The sequence below is a fragment of the Streptomyces sp. NPDC028991 genome (assembly GCF_055564775.1).
The window spans coordinates 15317-35774 of record NZ_JBVHVP010000003.1 but is presented as its reverse complement, the minus strand read 5'-3'; the positions used below and the strand labels follow the sequence as shown (position 1 = coordinate 35774).

At 70.7% G+C, this 20458-nt stretch carries 14 protein-coding genes; 10 read left to right on the top strand and 4 right to left on the bottom strand.

Features of this window, described 5'->3' with window-relative positions; genetic code table 11:
* Positions 1 to 228 precede the first annotated feature (228 nt).
* Positions 229 to 3888: a LamG-like jellyroll fold domain-containing protein gene (locus ACZ4V1_RS07905; RefSeq protein ID WP_468331056.1), complete on the bottom strand. Its 3660-nt coding sequence runs from the start codon at positions 3886 to 3888 to the stop codon at positions 229 to 231.
* A gap of 462 nt (positions 3889 to 4350) precedes the next feature.
* Here ACZ4V1_RS07905 and ACZ4V1_RS07900 point away from each other — a divergent pair, with 462 nt between their 5' ends.
* The 5 genes from ACZ4V1_RS07900 (at position 4351) to ACZ4V1_RS07880 (ending at position 10455) form a co-directional block, all read left to right on the top strand.
* The gene (locus ACZ4V1_RS07900) at positions 4351 to 5397 is read left to right on the top strand and encodes a LacI family DNA-binding transcriptional regulator (protein ID WP_468331053.1); all 1047 of its coding nucleotides are present in this window, start codon (positions 4351 to 4353) and stop codon (positions 5395 to 5397) included.
* Positions 5398 to 5578: 181 nt separating this feature from the next.
* Positions 5579 to 6826, top strand: a complete 1248-nt coding sequence (locus tag ACZ4V1_RS07895) for a sugar ABC transporter substrate-binding protein (protein ID WP_468331050.1) — start codon at positions 5579 to 5581, stop codon at positions 6824 to 6826.
* Between the two features lie 20 nt (positions 6827 to 6846).
* Positions 6847 to 7818, top strand: a complete 972-nt coding sequence (locus ACZ4V1_RS07890) for a carbohydrate ABC transporter permease (protein ID WP_468331047.1) — start codon at positions 6847 to 6849, stop codon at positions 7816 to 7818.
* Entirely contained in the window at positions 7815 to 8639 is an 825-nt protein-coding gene (locus ACZ4V1_RS07885; protein WP_468331044.1) for a carbohydrate ABC transporter permease, read from the top strand. The genes ACZ4V1_RS07890 and ACZ4V1_RS07885 overlap by 4 nt, the downstream gene beginning before the upstream one ends.
* Positions 8640 to 8712: 73 nt before the next feature.
* Positions 8713 to 10455 (top strand): amylo-alpha-1,6-glucosidase, encoded by a 1743-nt coding sequence (locus tag ACZ4V1_RS07880; protein WP_468331041.1) that lies wholly within the window; start codon positions 8713 to 8715, stop codon positions 10453 to 10455.
* 326 nt (positions 10456 to 10781) lie between these two features.
* On the opposite strand, the gene ACZ4V1_RS07875 is transcribed toward ACZ4V1_RS07880, so the two are convergent.
* A complete protein-coding gene (locus ACZ4V1_RS07875) occupies positions 10782 to 11798 on the bottom strand; it encodes a LacI family DNA-binding transcriptional regulator (RefSeq protein WP_468331038.1) in 1017 nt (338 codons plus the stop codon).
* A gap of 137 nt (positions 11799 to 11935) precedes the next feature.
* Here ACZ4V1_RS07875 and ACZ4V1_RS07870 point away from each other — a divergent pair, with 137 nt between their 5' ends.
* The 5 genes from ACZ4V1_RS07870 to ACZ4V1_RS07850 all read left to right on the top strand — a co-directional run bounded on the left by ACZ4V1_RS07870 (position 11936) and on the right by ACZ4V1_RS07850 (position 17881).
* Positions 11936 to 13240, top strand: a complete 1305-nt coding sequence (locus ACZ4V1_RS07870; protein ID WP_468331035.1) for an ABC transporter substrate-binding protein — start codon at positions 11936 to 11938, stop codon at positions 13238 to 13240.
* 10 nt (positions 13241 to 13250) lie between these two features.
* Entirely contained in the window at positions 13251 to 14207 is a 957-nt protein-coding gene (locus ACZ4V1_RS07865; protein ID WP_468331032.1) for a carbohydrate ABC transporter permease, read from the top strand.
* Positions 14204 to 15022, top strand: a complete 819-nt coding sequence (locus ACZ4V1_RS07860) for a carbohydrate ABC transporter permease (RefSeq protein WP_468331029.1) — start codon at positions 14204 to 14206, stop codon at positions 15020 to 15022. Before ACZ4V1_RS07865 ends, ACZ4V1_RS07860 begins: the two co-directional genes overlap by 4 nt.
* Positions 15019 to 17400 (top strand): beta-xylosidase/alpha-l-arabinosidase, encoded by a 2382-nt coding sequence (locus ACZ4V1_RS07855; protein ID WP_468331026.1) that lies wholly within the window; start codon positions 15019 to 15021, stop codon positions 17398 to 17400. The genes ACZ4V1_RS07860 and ACZ4V1_RS07855 overlap by 4 nt, the downstream gene beginning before the upstream one ends.
* Before the next feature lie 121 nt (positions 17401 to 17521).
* Positions 17522 to 17881 carry a DUF6463 family protein gene (locus ACZ4V1_RS07850; protein WP_468331023.1) on the top strand — a complete coding sequence of 120 codons (360 nt, stop codon included), beginning with the start codon at positions 17522 to 17524 and terminating at the stop codon, positions 17879 to 17881.
* A 29-nt stretch (positions 17882 to 17910) separates the two neighbouring features.
* Here ACZ4V1_RS07850 and ACZ4V1_RS07845 read toward each other — a convergent pair whose 3' ends face one another.
* Positions 17911 to 18483, bottom strand: a complete 573-nt coding sequence (locus ACZ4V1_RS07845; protein ID WP_468331020.1) for a dihydrofolate reductase family protein — start codon at positions 18481 to 18483, stop codon at positions 17911 to 17913.
* Between the two features lie 160 nt (positions 18484 to 18643).
* Positions 18644 to 20338, bottom strand: coding sequence for a PucR family transcriptional regulator (locus ACZ4V1_RS07840; RefSeq protein WP_468331017.1), 1695 nt, complete (start codon positions 20336 to 20338; stop codon positions 18644 to 18646).
* Between the last annotated feature and the right edge of the window lie 120 nt (positions 20339 to 20458).

Below are 20458 nucleotides of genomic sequence, written 5' to 3'. Positions count from 1 at the left end.
TGGCTTGCATTAAGTGCGGTGAGTGAACCCTCGCGAGCCTCGGCCGGACGGCCGGGGACATCTCCCCGGCCGCCGCGGACATGCTCGGCCGCCCGGACCCGCCGATCGTGGCGGGCCCGGGCGGCAGGGCGGCACCGGCGACGAGGGCGAGCGCCCGGCAGGCGGGGCTCGGGACCCAGGGCCCCGCTTACCCGGCCCTTGGGCTCGCCACGTCGCCGCCGTCGCCGGTCACCGCACCTGCCGCGCGTAGGGAGCGACGGTGATCCGGTCGATCAGCGGCGCGTAGCGGGAGCGGAGCAGTATCCCGGGGAACGTCTGCGAGGCGTAGGTGGTGCCGTCGAAGTTCGGCAGTTCCTCGGACCGGAAGGCGATCGTGTTCTGCCCCTTCACGAGGCGGACGGGGACGGTCAGCTCCCAGAAGTTGTTCTGGTGGAAGCTGTGCGGGAATCCGACGCGCCTCATGTCCCCGCCGTTGACGGAGATGTCGGCGTGGCGGGCGAGCGGGTCCGGGTTGTAGTGGGTGGCCTCCGACTGCTCGGGGTTGGAGTAGCGGATGCGCAGCGCGTACAGACCGGCCCGGTCGGCGTCGACGGCGAAGGTCGCCGTGTTGCCGTTGCCCGGCCCGCCGCCGATGCCGGTGATCGCCGTGCCGCCGGTGGCCAGGGAGAGGGGGCTGAGCGTGGCCGAGCCCGCGAGCTTGGCGTCCTGTGCCTCGTAGGTACGAGCCGGCAGTGTGCCGTCGGTGGCCGTGACCGAGAGACGGTCGACGAGGGTGGCGGACGAACCTCCGGTCAGGGTCACCTTGTTGATGCCGCCCGAGAGGGAGACCGCCACACTGCGCTTGCTCCCCGAGACGCGTAGGACCTCGTTCCCGTTGACGGAGAGCCGGGCGTTGGCGGCGCCGAGCGTGTCGACCTCGAGAGTCGCCTCGCGGTCGGCGGGTGAGTAGACCCAGAACGTGGCGGTCCCGTTCTTCGGAAGGCGGACCGCGCCGGAGCCGGTGGCGGGGGCCTCGGCGCGCTCCGGCTCACCGTAGACGGGCCCGGCCCCGCCGCCGAGCCAGGCGAGTTCGCCCTCGTAGACCCGAGTGCCGGCCGATGCCGCGGGGAGGGAGAGGGTGACGCGGTCGACGATGGCGTCGCCCTTGGTGGCGCCCTTGCCGTCGGCGCTCTTCGCGGCGAGGGTCAGGGTGTGCTCACCCTTGGTGAGCCGTACCGTGGTGTCGGTGTGGTCCCACACCACCCACTTGTAGGCCGGGGGCAGATGCAGTTCCTGCTCGCTGTCCGCCTTGCCGTCCACGCGCAGGAAGACGTTGGTGGGGCCCTGCTCCTTCACCTTGTCGAAGGTGTTGAGGGAGTTGGCGAAGACGCTCAGGTCGTAGGTGCCGTCCTCGGGCACGTCCACGGTGAAGTCGAGCGTGACGTCCGAGCCGGTGCGCAGGCCGCCCACGTCGTGGCCGCCGGAGGTGTAGAACTTCGACACGTCGCGGGGCGAGCCCTCCGGGCCGTTCTTCGAGTAGCCGGCCCCGGTGTGGGCGGCGTCCTCCGCCTCGTACGAGGCGTTCCAGCGCACGGGCGGGGACTGCGTGTCCTTCGCCTTGCCCGCCGGGCTGAGAACGATCTCGTAGGACGAGGACTCCTTCAGCTCCGGCAGCGCGCCGTCGCCGAAGTCGACGACGACCTTGCCGTCGTCACCGACCTTCAGGTTCTGCTCCGAGAGGAGCTTCGGGCCGGAGTTGTCGCCCACCTGCCCGCTCCACTCGATCTCCTTCACCCAGGCGTGCACGCGGTCGCCGAAGAGCTTCTTGGGGACGTTGTCGAAGGTGATGTGGCCCTTGCCGGTGGAGCCGCCGAAGATCAGCCGGGACTGCCTCTTCCTCTCGTCGAGCGTGGCGACGCCCTGCATGGTGTAGTTCTCGCCCGGGAACGGCGGAGTCACCTTCACCGTGTGCCCGCTCATCGAGGCGTAGGAGTTCAGCAGCCACCACTGGCCGTTGCCGCGGTTGGACTGCACCGCGGAGTCGGAGAGGTTGCCGTCGATGTTCCAGTACGCGATGTCGGCGTCGACCTTGGACTCCTCGATCGCGGAGACCCACTGGATCATCTGGCCGGGGACGGAGGTGTGGTAATTGAAGGCGTATTCGTTGATGTTGACGGGGAGCTGGGTGCCCTCGCGGTCGGTGCCCTTGAACAGGTCCTTCTCCCAGGCCCGGTACGTGGCGACGCTGTCGCGTACCGCCTCCGGGTGGCTCAGTTCGTGCCAGGTGACGACGTCCGGGAGGGTGCCCGCGGCCAGGGTGTGCGTGAGGAAGCCCTTCACCTGGTCGTAGAGGACGCTGGTGTTGGGGCCGGCGATGCGGGCCTCGGGCATCTTGCCCTTGATGAGCCGGTGGAAGTCGTCCCAGGCGGCGAAGTAGTCGTCCGGGTCGTCGAGCCAGCTGACCCTGTCGTAGCTCCACTCGCCGGTGCCGAACATGTTGCCCTCGGGCTCGTTGAACGGCACGAAGACCACGTTGTCCTGGTACTGCCTGGGCAGCTTCAGGACCTGGTCTACCTGCTCGGCGACCTTCTCCTTGTAGAGCCTGAGCTTCTCCTCGGGAGTGTCGCCCGGCCACTGGTACGGGAAGCCGCGGTGGATGTCGGTCATGTAGATGTACACATCACCGTCGGTGGAGTCGGCCAGCGGCTTGACCACCTCCAGCGCGTCGGCACCGGGGTGCTGCGGCCCGTCCTGGGCCTTGGTGGAGACCGTGCGCAGGCCCATGCCCTCGATGAGGTTGTTGGTGGGGACGTCCGGTCCGTACACGCCGTAGAGGGTGCCGGAGGCGCCGCCGTGGAACTTGCCGGTGTCCGAGCCGAGGTCGACGGTGAGCTGCCCCTCGCGGACCACGGTGACGGTGGCCCTCACCGCGCGTCCGGCCGCGGTGCCGGCGACCGTGAACGTCCCCGGCCGGGCGTACGCGTCGGCCGGTACGGCGTCCCAGGTGACCGGCGTGTCACGGTCGTAGCCGTCGGAGAAGGCGGAGCGGACGGCGGTGGGGAGGGACGGGGCGGTGCCGGACGTGGTGCGGACCTCGAAAGACGTCTTCGAGAGCTCCTGGAGCGTGGGCACGCTTGCGACCGTACCGGCCACCTGCTCGGGGCTGAGCGCCGAGTGCCACACGGTGAAGTCGTCGATCGAGCCCTTGAGCAGCGGGTCCGGCCAGAAGGACTTGCCGATGTAGCCGGCGGTCGTGGCCGAACCCTCCAGCAGATCCTTGGCCTTGACCTCGGTCGCGGCGGAGGAGACCGCCACGCCGTCGAGGTAGGTGGTGACCCGGCGGGCGGAGCTGTCGAGGGTGACGGTGACGGTCCGCCATCCGTCCGCGGGGAGCGCCGCGTAGCCGCTGACCTGTCCCTCCGCGCCGCCTCCGTCGGTGGTCACGGCGGTGCGCAGCACGCTGCCGTTGGACGGGGTGGTGAAGAGGTATCTGGTGTTGTCGGTGCCCAGGTCGAAGATCCGCTGCCAGGCGGACTTGTCGTCGTTCCACTTCACGCGGGCGGAGACCGTCAGGTCGGTGGCGTCGCCGAGGATTTCGCGGGGGAGGCGGACGTACGCGCCCTTGGAGTCGGGCGCGCCGCCGGGCAGAGCGAGCGCCTTGCCGCCGCCCGTGCCCTCCACGGACCGGGCGGTGGAGGCGTTCACCAGGCTCGCCGTCAGGCCGTTGCCGGAACTGTCGGTGATCCTGCCGGAGGCGAGGTCGTCCTGGTCGAAGGTGTAGCGGGCGGTGGGCCGGGGCGCCTCGGCAGCCTGCGCGGGGACGGCGGGTGCGGCCAGCAGGCCCGCTCCGAGGGTCAGTGCCACGGCGGCCGGGGCCCGGCGCCGGGCGGATCTGTCAGCGGATGGCATGGGTAGCGTCCTCAATCCTCGAGTAACGAGTTCCGGTCGGCCCCCTCGGTCCGACGCGGCCACGTGGTGGTTCCGGTGCGGCGGAGAACCCGGGGGAGCAGCGCACGTCGAACCGGTTCGACCACGCACGGGCGAGAACCCTGCAAGGGGGCGGGGACGGGGGCACTCGGCGGCTGTTCGGGTTGGTCCTCGCAAGGAGCGCTTCATCGAACCGGTTCGGGGAAGCTAACACCGGGGAACCGCACCATCAATCCCTCGGACGCCAGGTTTTTCCGGTCTCCGGCCCAGGCGCGTCAGTGTGGTCCGGGGTGTTGACAGGCGCATGGGCAGTTCTTACCGTCACTTCACGCGAACCGGTTCGACAGCCGGCCGTCGCATCTGGCTCCATTCCATGTCCCCAAGGCCGACGGGCGCTTTTCTCCGAAGCGTCGAACCGGTTCGAGCTTCTAGCAGGGAGTTCCCGTGAACATCGGTGAGATCGCTCGACGGGCCGGTGTCTCGCGGAGCACCGTGTCCTACGCACTGAGCGGCAAGCGCCCCGTCTCGGACGACACACGCCAGAAGATCCAGCGGGTCATCGACGAACTGGGCTACCGCCCGAACGCGAGCGCCCGTGCCCTGGCCAATGGCCGGACCAGCACGATCGGTCTCGTCTTCCCGCCGGCCGGCAACCATTACACGGGAATGCAGCTGGACTTCATCGGCAGCGTCGTGGAAGCCGCCGCGGCCTACGACTACGACGTACTGCTGTCACCGAGCGGCATGGACAGCGACCGTTCGTTCCAGCGACTGCTGGGGGAGCGCCGGGTGGACGGCGCGATCCTGATGGAGATCAGGCTGGAGGACGACCGGGTCGATCACCTGGCCGCCCTGGACTTCCCCTCCGTCGCCATCGGCCGCACCGCGGACTCGGAGAGCGGCTGGTGGGTCGGCCTGGACCACACCGCGCTGGCGGCGGCGTGCGTCCACCACCTGGCGGATCTCGGCCACAGCCGGGTGGCCTTCGTCAACCGCCCCGAACAACTGCTGCGGGCCGGGTACGAGTCCGCGCACCGAGGGCTGGACGGATTCACCAAGGCCGCGGCCGAGCGGGGGCTGACGGTCCGGACGTACTGCTGTGGTGACGACGCCGCCTCGGGCCAGGCCTGTGTGGAGCGGATCCTGCACGACGACCCGGCCACCACAGCCCTGGTCACGCTCAACGAGGCCGCTCTGGGCGGTCTCTACCGGGGGCTCGCCAACACGGGCCGCCACGTGCCGCGTGACTTCTCCGTCACCGGAGTGGTGGCGAGCCGGTGGGCGGAGACGGTGACACCGCAGCTCACCGCGGCGGACGTGCCGGCGGAGGACATGGGCCGGCGCGCCGTCGAGCTGCTGGTGGAGCGGCTCGACCACCCCGGCGTACCGCCCCGGCACCATCTCCTCGTGCCGCCGATCTCCCTGCGGGCCAGCACCGGCCCCGCAGGTGCCACACCTCCCACCGACGCCCGGCCCGACCCGGCTCCCTGACCTGCCACCGGACACCTGCCCGCCTTTCCGCCCCGCCCGCCGAACGCTCGAATCGCCACCGGCGCTGTTCGGCGTTCCCGCCCTGGGCGACCCGCGCCCTGGGCGACCCGCGCCCTCGGCGACCCGCGCCCTCGGCGACCCGCGCCCTCGGCACGTGCATGCCTCAAACGAAGGAACCGCCATGAGCAGCATCTCCAGAAAGCGCCGTCTGACCGCCGCGGTCGTGACCGTCCTGGCTGTCGGCACCAGTGCGACCGCCTGCGGCTCCGGCTCGGGCAGCACCGACGCCAAGGACGCGGACAGCGGAACGTACACCGTCTGGGACCCGTACCCGCAGTTCACCAAAGGGTCGGCATGGGTGAAGCTGCTGGACAAGTGCGGCACCGAGGCCGGAGTGAAGGTCGAGCGGACCGGCTTCGACACCAGCGACCTGGCCAACAAGACGCTGCTGGCGGCCCAGCAGGGCAACTCCGCGGACCTCCTCGTCGTCGACAACCCGGTCGTCTCCACCCTGGCCGAGGCGGGTGTGCTCACCACGACCGCCGAGAACAGGCTGGACACCTCGAAGGTGGACGCCAACCTGCTGGCAGCCGGTCAGTCGGACGGGAAGACGTACGGCACACCGATCGGCGCCAACACCCTCGCCCTCTACTACAACAAGAAGGTGCTGAAGGAGGCCGGGGTCGACATCTCCACGATCAAGGACTGGAAGTCGCTGACGGCGGCGCTGGAGAAGGTCGAGAAGGCCGGTAAGAAGGGCATCACCTTCTCCGCCATCGGGACCGAGGAGGGCAGCTTCCAGTTCCTTCCCTGGTTCTGGGGCGCGGGCGCCGAGCTGACCGAACTCGACTCCGCCCAGGCCGTTTCCGCGCTGACCCTGTGGAAGGACTGGCTCGGCAAGGGCTACGCGCCCAACTCGGTGCTCAACAACACCCAGACCACCAGCTGGCAGGAGTTCGCGAGCGGCGACTACGCCTTCGCCGAGAACGGGACCTGGCAGCTCGCGAACGCCGAGAAGGCCGGCTTCGACTACGGCGTCCTGCCCATACCCGCTTCCGCGGGAGGCAACGCGGCGGCCCCGATCGGCGGCGAGTTCGTCACCATCCCGGTCCAGGGCGACACCGGCCGCTATGCCACCTCACAGAAGCTGGCGACCTGCCTGACCAGCACGCAGAACCTGTACGACACCGACACCACCCTGTCCTACGTGGCCCCCACCAGCGAGGTCCAGGACAAGCAGGTGGCGGCGAACCCCGACTTGAAGCCGTGGGTCGACGCGGTCAAGGCTGCCCAGGGACGCACCAGCGACGACCTGGGCACCAAGTACCCCAAGATCTCCGAGCAGATGTGGAAGGCCGTCCAGACCGCCCTCAGCGGCTCGAAGTCCCCGAAGGACGCGCTGGCCGCCGCCCAGTCCGCCGTCAAGTGACCACACGTCAGAGCCCCTCGATGAGCCGTACGACCCAAGTGCCGCCTCGCCGGCCCGTGCCCGGCCACAGCGGGGCGGACCCCGCCGCGCCGGCCAGGGCACGGCGCCGCCCCGGCTCCCCGCAGTGGGCCGCCTGGGCCTTCCTCGCCCCGGTGACCCTCTACCTCGTCCTCTTCTACGCCTATCCGCTGTACCGCAACATCGACCTGAGCCTGCGCAACTACACCGTCCGCTCGTTCGTCCAGGGCGACGCGCCCTTCACGGGTCTGGGGAACTACCGGACGGTCTTCGACGATCCGACGTTCGGCCCGGCCCTGGTGCACACCGTGGTGTTCACCGCCGTGTGCCTGGTCTTCCAGTACGCCATCGGCCTGGCGCTCGCGGTCTTCTTCAACCAGCACTTCCGACTCTCCGCCACCCTGCGCGCCCTGTTCCTGGTGCCCTGGCTGCTACCGCTGATCGTGTCGGCCTCCACCTGGTCGTGGATGCTCAACAGCGACTCCGGCATCGTCAACGCCGCTCTGCACGCCGTCGGTATCGGCCCGGTGAACTGGCTGACCTCGCCCTCCTGGTCGCTGGCCTCGGTCATCATCGCCAACATCTGGATCGGCGTCCCGTTCAACCTGGTCGTGCTCTACAGCGGCCTGCAGTCCATCCCCGCGAGCCTCCACGAGGCCGCCGCGCTGGACGGGGCGAACGCCTGGCAGCGCTTCTGGCGCATCACCTTCCCGCTGCTGCGCCCGGTGTCCGCGATCACCCTGCTCCTGGGTCTGGTGTACACGCTCAAGGTCTTCGACATCATCTGGATCATGACCAAGGGCGGGCCGGCGGACTCCTCCACCACCTTCGCCACCTGGTCGTACCAGCTCGGCTTCGGCAACCTGTTGCCCGCCTTCGGACCGGGAGCGGCCGTCGGCAACCTGCTCGTCGTCGCCGCCCTGGTCTTCGGCCTCGTCTACGTCCGGGTCCAGCGAAAGCAGGCGCTGTCATGAGCCGAGGCACCCCCCGTACCTGGTGGAAGACGGCCATCGGCCTGCTCCTGACCGCGGTCATGCTCTTCCCGGTCTACTGGATGCTCAACGTGTCCTTCACCCGCGACCAGGACATGCGCAAGAGCCCTCCGGACCTGGTGCCGGTCCACGGCACCCTGGCCGGCTACCGCACCGTCCTCGGCGAGCAGTTGCCCTACCTCGGGACCAGCCTCGTCATCGGCCTGGGCACCGTCGTGCTGACCGTGGCCCTGGCCGCACCCGCCGGCTACGCCCTGGCCAAACTGCGCCCACGCGGCGGAGGCCTGCTCAGTTTCCTCCTCCTGGTCGCCCAGATGATCCCCGGCATCATCATGGCGATGGGCTTCTACGCCATCTACCTGCAACTCGGCATGCTCCAGTCCGTCCCCGGCCTGATCGTCGCCGACTCCACCCTGGCCGTCCCCTTCGCGGTCCTCATCTTCACCGCCTTCATGTCCGGCATCCCCGGGGAACTGCTCCAGGCCGCGAAGACGGACGGTGCCGGTGCCCTGCGCACGTTCCGGTCGATCGTCCTGCCGATGAGCCGCAACGCCGTCGTCACGGTCTCCCTGTTCGCCTTCCTGTGGTCCTGGTCCGACTTCGTCTTCGCCAGCACCCTCGTGAACGGCGGCGCCCACGAGCCGATCACCCTCGGCATCTACCACTACATCGGCAACAACAACCAGGAGTGGAACGCCATCATGGCCACCGCCGTCGTCGCCTCGCTGCCGGCCGCGGTCATCCTCGTCCTCGCCCAGCGCTACGTCGCCGCCGGCGTGACCGCCGGTGCCGTCAAGGACTGACACCCACACGGCGGTCCCGAGACGCATCCCCTTTCTCTCCGACGATCCCTGCTCGAGAAACGAGTGACACCCCATGACCGCCGACCGATCCGGCCCGGCCTTCTCCGTCCAGGACATCCCGTTCAGCACGTACGGATCCTGGTTCGGCATCTCGCCCGTGGTGGCGGAGAAGACGTACGCCGAAGACCTCCACCTCGTCTCGCACCAGAACGGCATGCACCCCGTGCTGCGCCTGGTGCCGCTCGACGCGGCGACCGGCGACCGCGCCGAGACCAGCGTCGAGGCGACACCGGGCCTGCTCAGCTGGACCGGCCCGGCCGGACGCGTCGATCTCGCCTACGAGTCGCCCGACACCGTCCGCCTGCGCGGCGCGGGGATGCCGCTGCGCGTCAGCGCGGCGGCCCGGACGCTGACCCCGTTCAGCGGCACCTACTTCTTCCACGACGCGGCCACCGGCGGGTACGTGTTCACGTCGTACGAGACCGGCCGCCGCTACCGCGTCACCGTGCTCTGTGGAACGGTGGCCGACGCGTTCGGCAGCCAGGCCCTGGGGGGCGCCGACCGCGGCCTCATCCTGGCGGAGCGCACGGATGCCGAGCCTCTGTGGGAGATCGCGGTCGAGGAACTCGACACCGCCCGACCGCCGTACGCTTCCACGGCGTCGTTCGACAAGGTCGTCGCCGCCGCGCGGAACTCCTTCGCGGACTTCGCCGACACGGTGGCCCCCTGGCGCTCGTCCGCGACCCCGGCCGCCGAACTCGCCGCCTACGTCGTGTGGTCCGCGACCGTACGCCCGGCAGGGCTGGTCGGACGCCCCGCCGTACTGATGTCCAAGCACTGGATGGACAAGGTCTGGAGCTGGGACCACTGCTTCAACGCCCTGGCCCTGGCTCCCGGCTGTCCCGAACTGGCCCGGGACCAGTACCACCTGCCCTTCGACCACCAGGACGAGACCGGGGCGCTGCCGGACTCGGTCACCCACTCCGAGGTCCTGCACAACTTCGTCAAACCGCCCATCCACGGCTGGGCGTTCGCCCACCTGCGCCGTCGGCTGCCCACGCCCCCGGACCGGGCGGAACTGGCGGAGACTTACCGCGGGCTGGAACGCTGGACGGACTTCTGGCTCACCGCACGGCGCGTCCCCGGCACCGGCCTGCCCCACTACCAGCACGGCAACGACAGCGGCTGGGACAACGCCACCACGTTCGACCCCGAACGCGTCGTCGTCACCGCGGACCTGGCCGCCTTTCTCATCCTCCAGCTGCACGAACTCGCCGCTCTGGCCACGCGCTTGGATATGCCCGACGAGGCCGGCCGGTGGACGCGGACCGCCGGGGCGACCCAGGCGGCGATGCTCGACCAGCTCTGGACCGGTGACCGGTTCGTCGCCCGTGGAGTCGGCAGCGGCGGTACCTGGCACAGTCGCAGCCTCCTCGACCTGCTGCCCATCGTGCTGGGCGAGCATCTGCCGGAGGAGATGAGCGGCGTGCTGGCCGAACGCGTCGAGGCACACCTCACCCCGTACGGCCTGGCCACCGAGCTGCCGACTTCACCGCACTACCTCTCCGACGGCTACTGGCGCGGCCCGATCTGGGCCCCCGCCACGGTCCTCATCGAGGACGGCCTGCGCCGCGCAGGCCACCGGGCACTGGCGGACGAGATCAGCGCCCGCTTCCGCGCCCTGTGCGAGACCCACGGATTCGCCGAGAACTTCGACGCCCTGACCGGCACGGGCCTGCGCGACCGTGCCTACACTTGGACCGCCAGCTGCTACCTCCTCCTCGCCGAAGCCCACGCACAGCGAGGCGGCCACTGACGGCGCACGGCCCGCGGAAGTCGGCGCACCACGCGGTCTCGGCCGCCGGCACACGCACTCGCCCGGGAGGGCCGAGCTTCCCGGGGGCCTCGGCGACACGTGCTCTCCTGGGTCTGTCACAGGACGAGGACCGTGCCGTGTCGCTCACCGCGACCTACGTTCTCGAACTGCGCGAGGCGCGGTAACGCATCCGGCGTTCGACGGCCTCACCGTCGCGGTGACGGCAGTGAGCGGCGGTCCGGGCACGGGTGGGTCCCCCGGCCGGTGCGGCCACCGCCCCGTCGGCGCCTCCCGTCCGCCCGCCGCACGCCCGCCGAGCGCGCCGGTCAGTTCCGCGACGCCGTGCTCTGCCGTACGACGAGATGGGTCGCCAGCGCTATGCGCTGGGCGGCCCTGCCGGGTTCGTCCGGGCGGAAGAGCATGCGGGTCGCCTCTTCGGCCATGCGCCGCAGCGGCTGGTGCACCGTGGTCAGCGGCGGGCTCGACCACTGGGCCGGCGGTACGTCGTCGTAGCCGACCACCGAGAGGTCCGCCGACACGCTCAGTCCCTCCAGCCGGGCGGCCTCCAGCACGCCGAGGGCCTGGAGGTCGCTGCCCGCGAAGATCGCCGTCGGCCGTTCGGGGCCGTTCAGCAGGTCCAGGGCGTGCTCGAAGCCGCTCTGCACGTCGAAGTCGCCGAAGCGGATGAGACGCGGGTCGATCGGCAGGCCCGCCATGGTCATGGCCGAGCGGTATCCGTCGAGCCGGGCCAGTGAGCACAGCATGTCCTCGGGCCCGGTGATGATCGCGACGCGTTCGTGTCCGTGGTCGGTGAGATGACGTGTCGCCGCGAGGCCGCCGGCCCAGTTGGCGGAGCCCACGGACGGCACGTCGGGGTCGGGGTCGCCGACCGGGTCGACGATGACGAAGGGGATGTCCCGCGATCCAAGCCGGTGCTTCACCTCCGCCGGGAGTGACGAGAAGACCAGCACGACCCCCAGCGGCCTGCGCCGGAGCACACCCTCGATCCAGTCGGGCGCGGGTGCGTGCCGGGTGCCGCTCCTGGTGAGCACCACGGTGGCCCGGTTCGCCCTGGCGACGCTCTCCACGCCCCGGACGAGTTCCATCGCCCAGACGCTGTCCAGCTCGTGGAAGACCAGCTCGACGAGTCGGGAGCGCGGTGGGGCGGAGGTCCGGCGACGGTAGCCGTGGACCTCCAGAAGGCTCTCGACCTTGGCCCGGGTGGAGCTGGCGACATCCGAACGACCGTTGAGGACCTTCGAAACTGTCGAAGGCGAGACTCCCGCTTCTTTCGCCACCTCTGCCAGGGTCACCCTCGCGTCCACCTCAGCTTCGTCGTGCATACCGGCAGGATAGGCCACGCCGTGGATAACGTTTTGAGTCGGCACGTGCAGGCCCATTGACCAAAATTCCCGTCTGACTTTACTGTCCGACAGCATGGACTTTCGGTGATGGCGCCGAAACTTTCGAAAGGCGAACGATGAAGACACGTGCGCGCTTGCCCAGACTGGTCGCCTGCGGTGCGACGCTCACCCTGGCGCTGAGCCTCGCGGCCTGCGGCGGCGGGAACGGCGGGGCGTCGTCGGACGACGGCAAGATCCATGTCCTGGTCTACGGGGACGCCACCAACAAGGTCGAGAAGCAACTCGTCGACAAGTTCAACAAGACATCCGACGTCAAGGTCGTCCTCGACACCATCCCGGGTGCGGACTACCAGAAGAAGCTTCAGACGATCATCAGCACGCCCCAGGCCCCGGACGTCTTCTTCAACTGGGGCGGCGGCAGCATCAAGCCGTTCGTCAAGGCCGATCTGCTGCTGCCGCTGGACGACTTCATCAAGAAGGACCCGGGCCTGAAGGACAACTTCCTGCCGTCCGTCTTCGACAACGCCGTCGTCGACGGCAAGCCCTACGGCATCCCGATGCGCGGCACCCAGCCGGTCCTGCTCTTCCACAACAAGAAGGTCCTCGAGGAGGCGGGCGTCACGCCGCCGAAGACCTGGGAGGAACTGCTCGACGCGGTCGGGAAGCTCAAGGACGCGGGCGTCACGCCGATCGCGCTCGGCGGCGGCGACATCTGGCCGACGCAGATGTGGTTCCAGTACCTCTTCGACCGCGTGGCCGGACCGGGGCTGTTCGAGAAGGCCGTGGGGGGCGACGAGAGCGCCTGGGAGAGCGCGGACGGCAAGAAGGCCCTGGACATGATCAGGGAGCTCGTCGACGCCGGCGCCTTCGGCAAGAACTACGACTCCGTCAAGTACACCAACGGCGGCTCGGTCCAGCTGGTGGCCTCGGGCAAGGCCGGCTTCGAGCTGATGGGTTCCTGGTACTACTCCCAGCAGCTGACGGACCACAAGGAGTTCGCCGAGAAGGACCTCGGCTACACCGCCTTCCCGACCGTCGAAGGCGGCAAGGGAGACGCGGCCAACGTCGCGGGCAACACCAACAACTACTACTCGGTGATGAAGAAGACCAAGCACCCAGAGGCCGTCGCCGAGTTCCTGAAGCTCATGTACTCCGACGACTTCGTCAAGGCGCAGCTGGACATCGGCAACCTGCCGACCACGACCAACACCGACGAGTTCATCGACACCTCGTCCACCCCCGAGTACTCGCGCTTCCAGTACGAACTGGTCGCCGACGCCCCGTCGTTCCAGCTCTCCTGGGACCAGGCGTACCCGCAGAAGGCGAGTTCGGACATGCACAAGGCCATCCAGCAGTTCTTCAACGGACAGCTCGACGCGGACGGCTTCATCAAGGCCATGCAGGCCCTCCCGACCGAGTGACGAACGGCTCATGACGACAAAGACCACGAGCGCTCGGCCCGCCGCCGGACCCCGCGAGGGGTCCTGGCGGCGGCCGCCCGCCTCGTCCGCAACGACGGTGGGCCGCCCCGGCTTCGCCTGGGCGCTGCCCGCCGCAGTGTTCTTCGCCCTCTTCGCGATCACCCCGCTGATCATGGTCGCGGTGCTGTCCTTCATGAGCTGGGACGGGCTCGGCTCGCCCCGGTTCGTCGGCATGGACAACTGGTCGCGCCTGATGGACGACCCGGTGATGCTCAACAGCATCTGGCTGACCCTGCTCCTGACCGTGCTCGGCGTGGTCATCCAGACGCCGCTGAGCATCATGCTCGGCGTCTGGGCCGCCGGCCACCAGCGCAACCGGGCCGTGCTGTCCGTCATCTACTTCATCCCGCTGCTGCTGTCCGCGACGGCCGTCTCCGTGCTGTGGCGGGCGCTGCTCGACCCGAACTTCGGCATCCCGGCCGAAGCCGCCTGGCTGTTCGGCGACGGCAACCTGTTCGGTGAACAGGCCACCGCCATCGGGGTGCTGGCGTTCGTCAGCACCTGGCAGTTCACCCCCTTCCACACACTGATCTACCAGGGCGCCGCCCGAGCCGTCCCGCAGGTGCTCTACCAGGCCGCGGAGATCGACGGAGCGGGCCGCTACCGGCAGTTCTTCCACATCACACTGCCGCAGCTGCGCACCTCGATGGTCACCTCGATGATCCTGATGATCGTCGGCGGTCTGACCACCTTCGAGACCGTCCTCATCCTGACCCAGGGCGGCCCCGGCACCGACACCACCATCAGCGCCTACTACATGTACGACAAGGCGTTCAAGGGCTTCGACTTCGGCACCGGATCCGCCATCGCCCTGGCCCTGGTCGTCGCGGCCACCGTCATCTCGCTGATCGTCGTCCGGGTCTCCGGCTACGACAAGATGCGCAGCTCCATGGAGGGAGTGTCATGAGGCGCCGACCGAACTACGTGGCCGGCGCCGGCTCGCTCCTCTGGCTGTTCCTGGTCGGCCTGCCGCTGTACGTGATGCTCGCCGCGACCCTGCGCACCCGCCAGGACTACGCCGAGAACGGTCCGGTCTCGATCCCGGACAGCTTCACCCTGGACAACTACACCGGCGCCTTCGACTCGGGCTTCGGCCAGTACTTCCTCAACACGCTGGTCGTCACCGGCTGCGTGATCGGCATCGTACTGCTGCTGGTCCCGCCGCTCGCCTACGCGATCGTCCGCAGCCGCGGCCGGACCACGTCGGCGATCTTCCGGCTGTTCCTGCTCGGCCTCGCCATCCCCGCCCAGGCCGTCATCGTGCCGATGTTCTACCTCATCAGCGAAGCCGGGCTGTACGACAACCTGCTGGGCGTCATCCTGCCCACGGCCGCGTTCTGCCTCCCGATGTCGGCGCTGATCCTCAGCGGCGCGATGCGTGACATCTCCCCGGAGCTGTACGAGGCCATGGCCATGGACGGCGCCGGCCCGCGGCGCATGTTCTTCCAGCTCGTACTGCCGCTGTCCCGGGGCGGACTGTCCACGATCGTGGTCTTCTCCGCACTCCAGGCGTGGAACGGCTTCCTGTTCCCGCTCGTCCTGACCCAGTCCGACTCCACCAAGGTGGTCACCCTGGGTCTGTACAACTTCCAGACCGAACACGGCATCGACATCCCCGGTCTGCTGGGAGCCGTGGTGCTGTCCATGGTGCCCATCCTGCTCGTCTACCTGTTCGCCCGTCGTGCCCTGGTCCAGGGTCTGATGGGTGTCGGAGGAAAGTGACCCCCAACGTGGCCGTAGAGACCACCCCCGAAATCCCCCTCTGGAACGACCCCGCCCGCCCCCTCGCCGCCAGAGTCGACGCGCTCATCGGCGCGATGACCCTGGACGAGAAGATCGCCCAGCTGTACGGCGTGTGGGTCGGCGCGTCCGCCAACGGCGGTGAAGTGGCCCCGCACCAGCACGACATGGAGGAGGCCGTCGACCTCGACGCGCTGCTGCCCTGCGGACTGGGCCAGCTCACCCGCCCCTTCGGCACCGCGCCCGTCGACCCGGCGCTCGGCGCGCTCTCCCTGCTGCGCACCCAGTCCCGCATCACCTCCGCCAACCGCTTCGGCATCCCCGCGGTCGCGCACGAGGAGTGCTTGGCGGGCTTCGCCGCCTGGGGCGCGACCGCCTACCCCGTCCCGCTCTCCTGGGGCGCCACCTTCGACCCGGACCTGGTGCGGGACATGGCCGCGGCCATCGGCCGCGACATGCGGTCCGTCGGCGTCCACCAGGGCCTGGCGCCCGTCCTGGACGTGGTGCGCGACGCCCGCTGGGGCCGGGTCGAGGAGACCATCGGCGAGGACCCCTACCTCGTCGGAACCATCGGCACCGCCTACGTCCGAGGGCTGCAGGGCGCCGGGATCGTCGCCACCCTCAAGCACTTCGTCGGCTACTCCGCATCCCGCGCCGGACGCAACCTCGCCCCCTCGCCCATGGGGCCGCGCGAGCGCGCCGACGTCCTGCTGCCGCCCTTCGAGATGGCGGTCCGCGAGGGCGGAGCCCGGTCGGTGATGCACTCCTACACCGACACCGACGGTGTGCCCGCCGCGACCGACGAGACCCTGCTGACCGGGCTGCTGCGCGACACGTGGGGGTTCGACGGCACCGTCGTCGCCGACTACTTCGGCATCGCCTTCCTCAAGACGCTGCACGGCGTCGCCGCCGACTGGGCGGGCGCCGCCGACGCGGCGCTGCGGGCGGGCGTCGACGTCGAACTGCCCACCGTCAAGACCTTCGGCGAGCCCCTGGTGGAGGCCGTCACGGCCGGCCGCGTACCGGAGTCGGTGATCGACCGCGCACTGCGCCGGGTGCTCACCCAGAAGGCGGCGCTCGGGCTCCTCGACCCGGACTGGGAGCCGCTGCCGCCCGCGCTGGAGGGCGCCGACCTGGACGACCCCGACGCCCTGCGCGGCAGGATCGACCTGGACGGCCCCGAGAACCGCGAGCTGGCCCGCACGGTCGCCGAGGAAGCGGTCGTGCTGCTGAGCAACGACGGCACCCTCCCGCTGGACCGGCCGCGCCGCATCGCGCTGGTCGGGCCCAACGCCGACGAGCCCACCGCCGTACTGGGCTGCTACTCCTTCCCCCAGCACATCGGAGTCCAGCACCCGGGGACGCCGGTCGGCATCGAACTGCCCACGCTGCGGGACACCCTGGCCGCGGAGTTCCCCGACGCCGAACTCACGGTGGTGCGCGGCACGGGCGTCGACGACGCGGACGTCTCCGGGGTGCCCGAGGCCGTCCGCGCGGCCAGGGAGGCCGACGTGGTCGTCGCCGTCCTGGGCGACCGGGCCGGGCTGTTCGGCCGCGGCACCAGCGGCGAGGGCTGCGACGCCGAGTCGCTGGCCCTGCCCGGTGCCCAGCAGCGGCTCCTCGACGCGCTGCTCGACACCCGCACGCCGGTCGTGACCGTACTGCTCGCGGGCCGCCCCTACGCCCTCGGGCGGGCCGTGGCGGAATCCGCCGCGATCGTGCAGTCGTTCTTCCCGGGTGTGGAGGGCACCGCCGCCATCGCCGGGGTGCTCAGCGGGCGGACCGGCCCCTCCGGCCGGCTGCCGGTCAGCGTGCCGCGCGGCGCGGGCACCCAGCCGACCACCTACCTCGGTGCGCGGCTCGCGCACGCCAGCGAGGTGTCCAGCGTCGACCCGACGCCGGCCTTCGGCTTCGGGCACGGCCTCACGTACACCACGTTCGCCTGGAGCGACCTCGCGGTGGACACCGAGGAGGTGTCCACGGACGGCGAGTTCGCGCTGGGAATCACCGTCCGCAACTGCGGTGACCGGCACGGCACCGAGGTCGTCCAGCTCTACCTGCACGACCCGGTCGCCTCCGTCGTCCAGCCGGTGCAGCGCCTCATCGGCTACACGCGGGTGCCGCTCGCCCCCGGCGAGGCCCGTCGGCTGCGGGTCACGGTCCCGGCCGACCTCGCCTCCTTCACCGGCCGTGACGGCCGCCGCGTCGTCGAACCGGGCGAGCTGGAGCTGCGGTTCGCCGCCTCCAGCACCGACCCGCGCCTGACGGCGACGGTCACCCTCACCGGCCCGGAACGCCACGTCGACCACACACGGCGCCTGCACGCCGTCTTCGGCCGGGCGGACACCGCCGGCACCTGATCCGCCGGCGGTACGACGAGCGGTGCTCCCGGCAACTCCGGCGGGAGCACCGCTCGCTGGGGACGGCGGCCCCCGGGCGTGCGGGGCGGCTCCGCCTCCCGGGCACTCGTACGATGGAGGCATGAAGCGACGTTCAGCCGGATCCTGGCTCCAGGTCGTCGGCGTGGGGCACGGTGCCGTCGGAGCCGTGCTCTACCGAGACGTGCTCGCCGACATGGCGCGCGGAAACCTGCTCGGCTCCGTGCCCGACCGGGGCGACCGTGCCACCGCCTTCTGGTTCCTGGCCGCCGCGCCCGCCCTGTGGATGGGCGGGCGGCTGCTGCGGTCCGCCGAGGAACACGGGGACGTCCCGGCCCAGCGCGCCGCGGGCGTCGTGCTGACCGCCGTGGGGGTGGCGGGCACCGCGGCCATGCCGAAGGGCGGCTTCCCCGCCCTGGCGGGGCTCGGCGGCCTCCTGCTGCGCAGGTCCCTGCGCCGCTGAGCCCCGCGGCCGGCCGCCGGGCGCTCCCGTCAGCGGACGACGTCGAAGACGTTCTTCTGCACTCCGTTGGCGTACGCCTCGTGCTCGACGAGCCGCAACTTCTGGGCGTCCTTGTCCGTGGCGCTGAACAGCCGCTTGCCCGCGCCGAGCAGGAGCGGGAAGACGAGCAGGTGGTAGCGGTCGATCAGGCCGGCGTCCGAGAGGCTCCGGTTCAGGGTGGCGCTGCCGTGGACGATGATCGGGCCGCCCTCGGTCTCCTTGAGCGCGGCGACCTCGTCGAGTGAGCGCAGGATCGTGGTCTCGCCCCAGTTCGACACCAGGTCACCCTCGCCGAGGGTGGTGGAGACGACGTACTTCGGCATCACCTTGTAGTCGGGGAACTCCTCCATGTCCGGCCACACGGGGCTGAACGCCTCGTAGCTGACCCGGCCCAGCAGCAGCGCCGCGGCCTCCTTCTGTTCCCGGCCCTTGATGTCGTAGGCCTCGGGGAGGAAGTCCACGTGCTTGACCGTCCACCCGGAATTCCGGTAGCCGGGCTCCCCGCCCGGGGCCTCCACGACGCCGTCGAGCGAGACGAAAGCGGTGCTGATCAGGGTACGCATCCAAGGTTCCTCACTGTTCATGTCGGGCCACGAGCCGGGCCGGTACGCCTCCCGCCCGCTCTGGCGGTCGCGGTGCACCGGCATCATGTCCGACCGGGAGGCGGAGGGAAACTCATCGGTCATCGCCCGACGTGTTCGCCGGCCGTCCGCCGTGCCGGCGTCAGCGGCCCCGCAGGACGTCGAGTGCCTGGAGCGCCACGTGCAGTTCGGTGCGCTGGTCGCCGGAGTCGAGGTCCCGGCCGAGCAGCCGCTCGATCGTGCGCAGCCGTTGGTAGACGGTCTCCCGGGAGAGACCGCCGAGGCGGGCGGTGTCGGTCTTGTTGCCGGCGGCCTCCAGGTATCCGCGCAGGGTCGTCACCAGGTCGGTGCCGTGCCGGGCGTCGTGGTCGAGGAGCGGGCCCAACTGTCGTTGCGCGTACTCCTGGATCCGGGTGTCGTCGCGGAGCGCGAACAGCAGGCGGCGCAGGCCGATGTCGGACCGTTCGTGGAAGGAGCGGTCCGGCGGCAGCGGTTCGCCGGGCCCGGTGGCCTCGGCCACCCGGGCCGCCTCCCGGAAGGAGCGGGCGACGTCGGCGAGGTCCGGGGCCGGGGAGCCGACGCTCACCTTCGTGCCCGGGGCCGGGGCGAGCGCGGCACGGCTCAGCCGCTCGACGGCCTGCCGCCAGGGCCGGGAAGGGCGCAGCGCCAGCAGTACGCCGAGGCGGGTGGGGGCGAGGAGGCCGACGAGTGCCTGGTGTCCCGTCGTGTCCAGTTCCTCGGAGAGGCGGGCCTCGGCTCTCGCCGTGTCCCCCTGCGCCGGTACGTCCACGAGGACGGCGACGAAGCGGGTGTGGTCCGTGGGGAGCCCCAGCGCCGCCACCCGGGCGCGCGCGTCGGCGGGGGAGCGGTGGCGCTGCTCGACCAGGTCCCGCAGGGCGTTCCGGTGCGCCGTGCGCTCCCACGGGGCGGCGTGGGTGAGCCGGGCGATGGTGAGGGCCATCGCGGTTCGCTCCAGCACGGTGACGTCCTCGGGCCCGAACGCCGGGGCGGCGGTCGCGCCGGACGGTCCGGGGAGCATGGCCACCCGCCCCCAGGGCTCGCCCCGGTACTCGACGGGGGACACGAGCCAGCCCTCCGGACCGAGGACTGCCGTGTGATCGGCCGGCTGGGTGGCCCGGGAGCGCCGTTCCCAGCCGGTGAGCGCGGCTTCCGCCGTGCCACCGGAGGCTTCGCAGACCAGTGCCCGGTGGACCAGGTTCTCCAGCACGACCGTGCGTCCGCTCATCTCCGCCGCGGCGCGCAGTACCTCCTCGGGACCGGCGCCGCGCAGGGTGAGGGCGGTGAACGCGTCGTGGACGCGCTGGGTCCTGCGCATCGCTTCCGCCTGGTTGCCGAGGATCAGCGTGTGGACGACCTGCGTGACCTCCAGGAAGTTGACGTCCTTGGCGAGCGTGACGAGGGGCAGGCCACGCGTCCGGCAGGCCTGGACGAGGGCGTCGGGCGGCCGGTGGTAGCGGCGGACGAGCTCGATGACGAGGGCCGCCGCGCCGACGGCGGCGAGCTCGTCGACATAGCGGCGCACACCGGCGGCGTCGTCGGGCAGGGGCATGCCGGTGGTGAGGACGAGCTCGCCGCCCTTGAGGAAGGAGGCCGGGTCCGTCAGTTCGGTGATGTGGACCCAGCGGACCGGACGGTCGGTGCGGTCCTGGCCGGCGACCACCCGCGGATCTCCGCCGGCCAGCACGGGCAGTGCCAGGACGTCCGCCACGGTGAGCGGACGGCCTGCCGGGTCCGGGCACCGCACCCTCGCCGGGGTGCCGGGGCCGTCCGGGCCGTCGCGGCCGCACTCCGGAGCCGGGTGCCGGTTCTCGCTCACGGTGCCTCCCTGCGCGCGCCCTTGTCACTCTGACAAGCCTCCCTGACCTGCGCAAGAGCGCCCGGGTGGCACACCCGGCGCCCGCCCGGAGGCACGCACGGACCGGGACGGCTGACACAA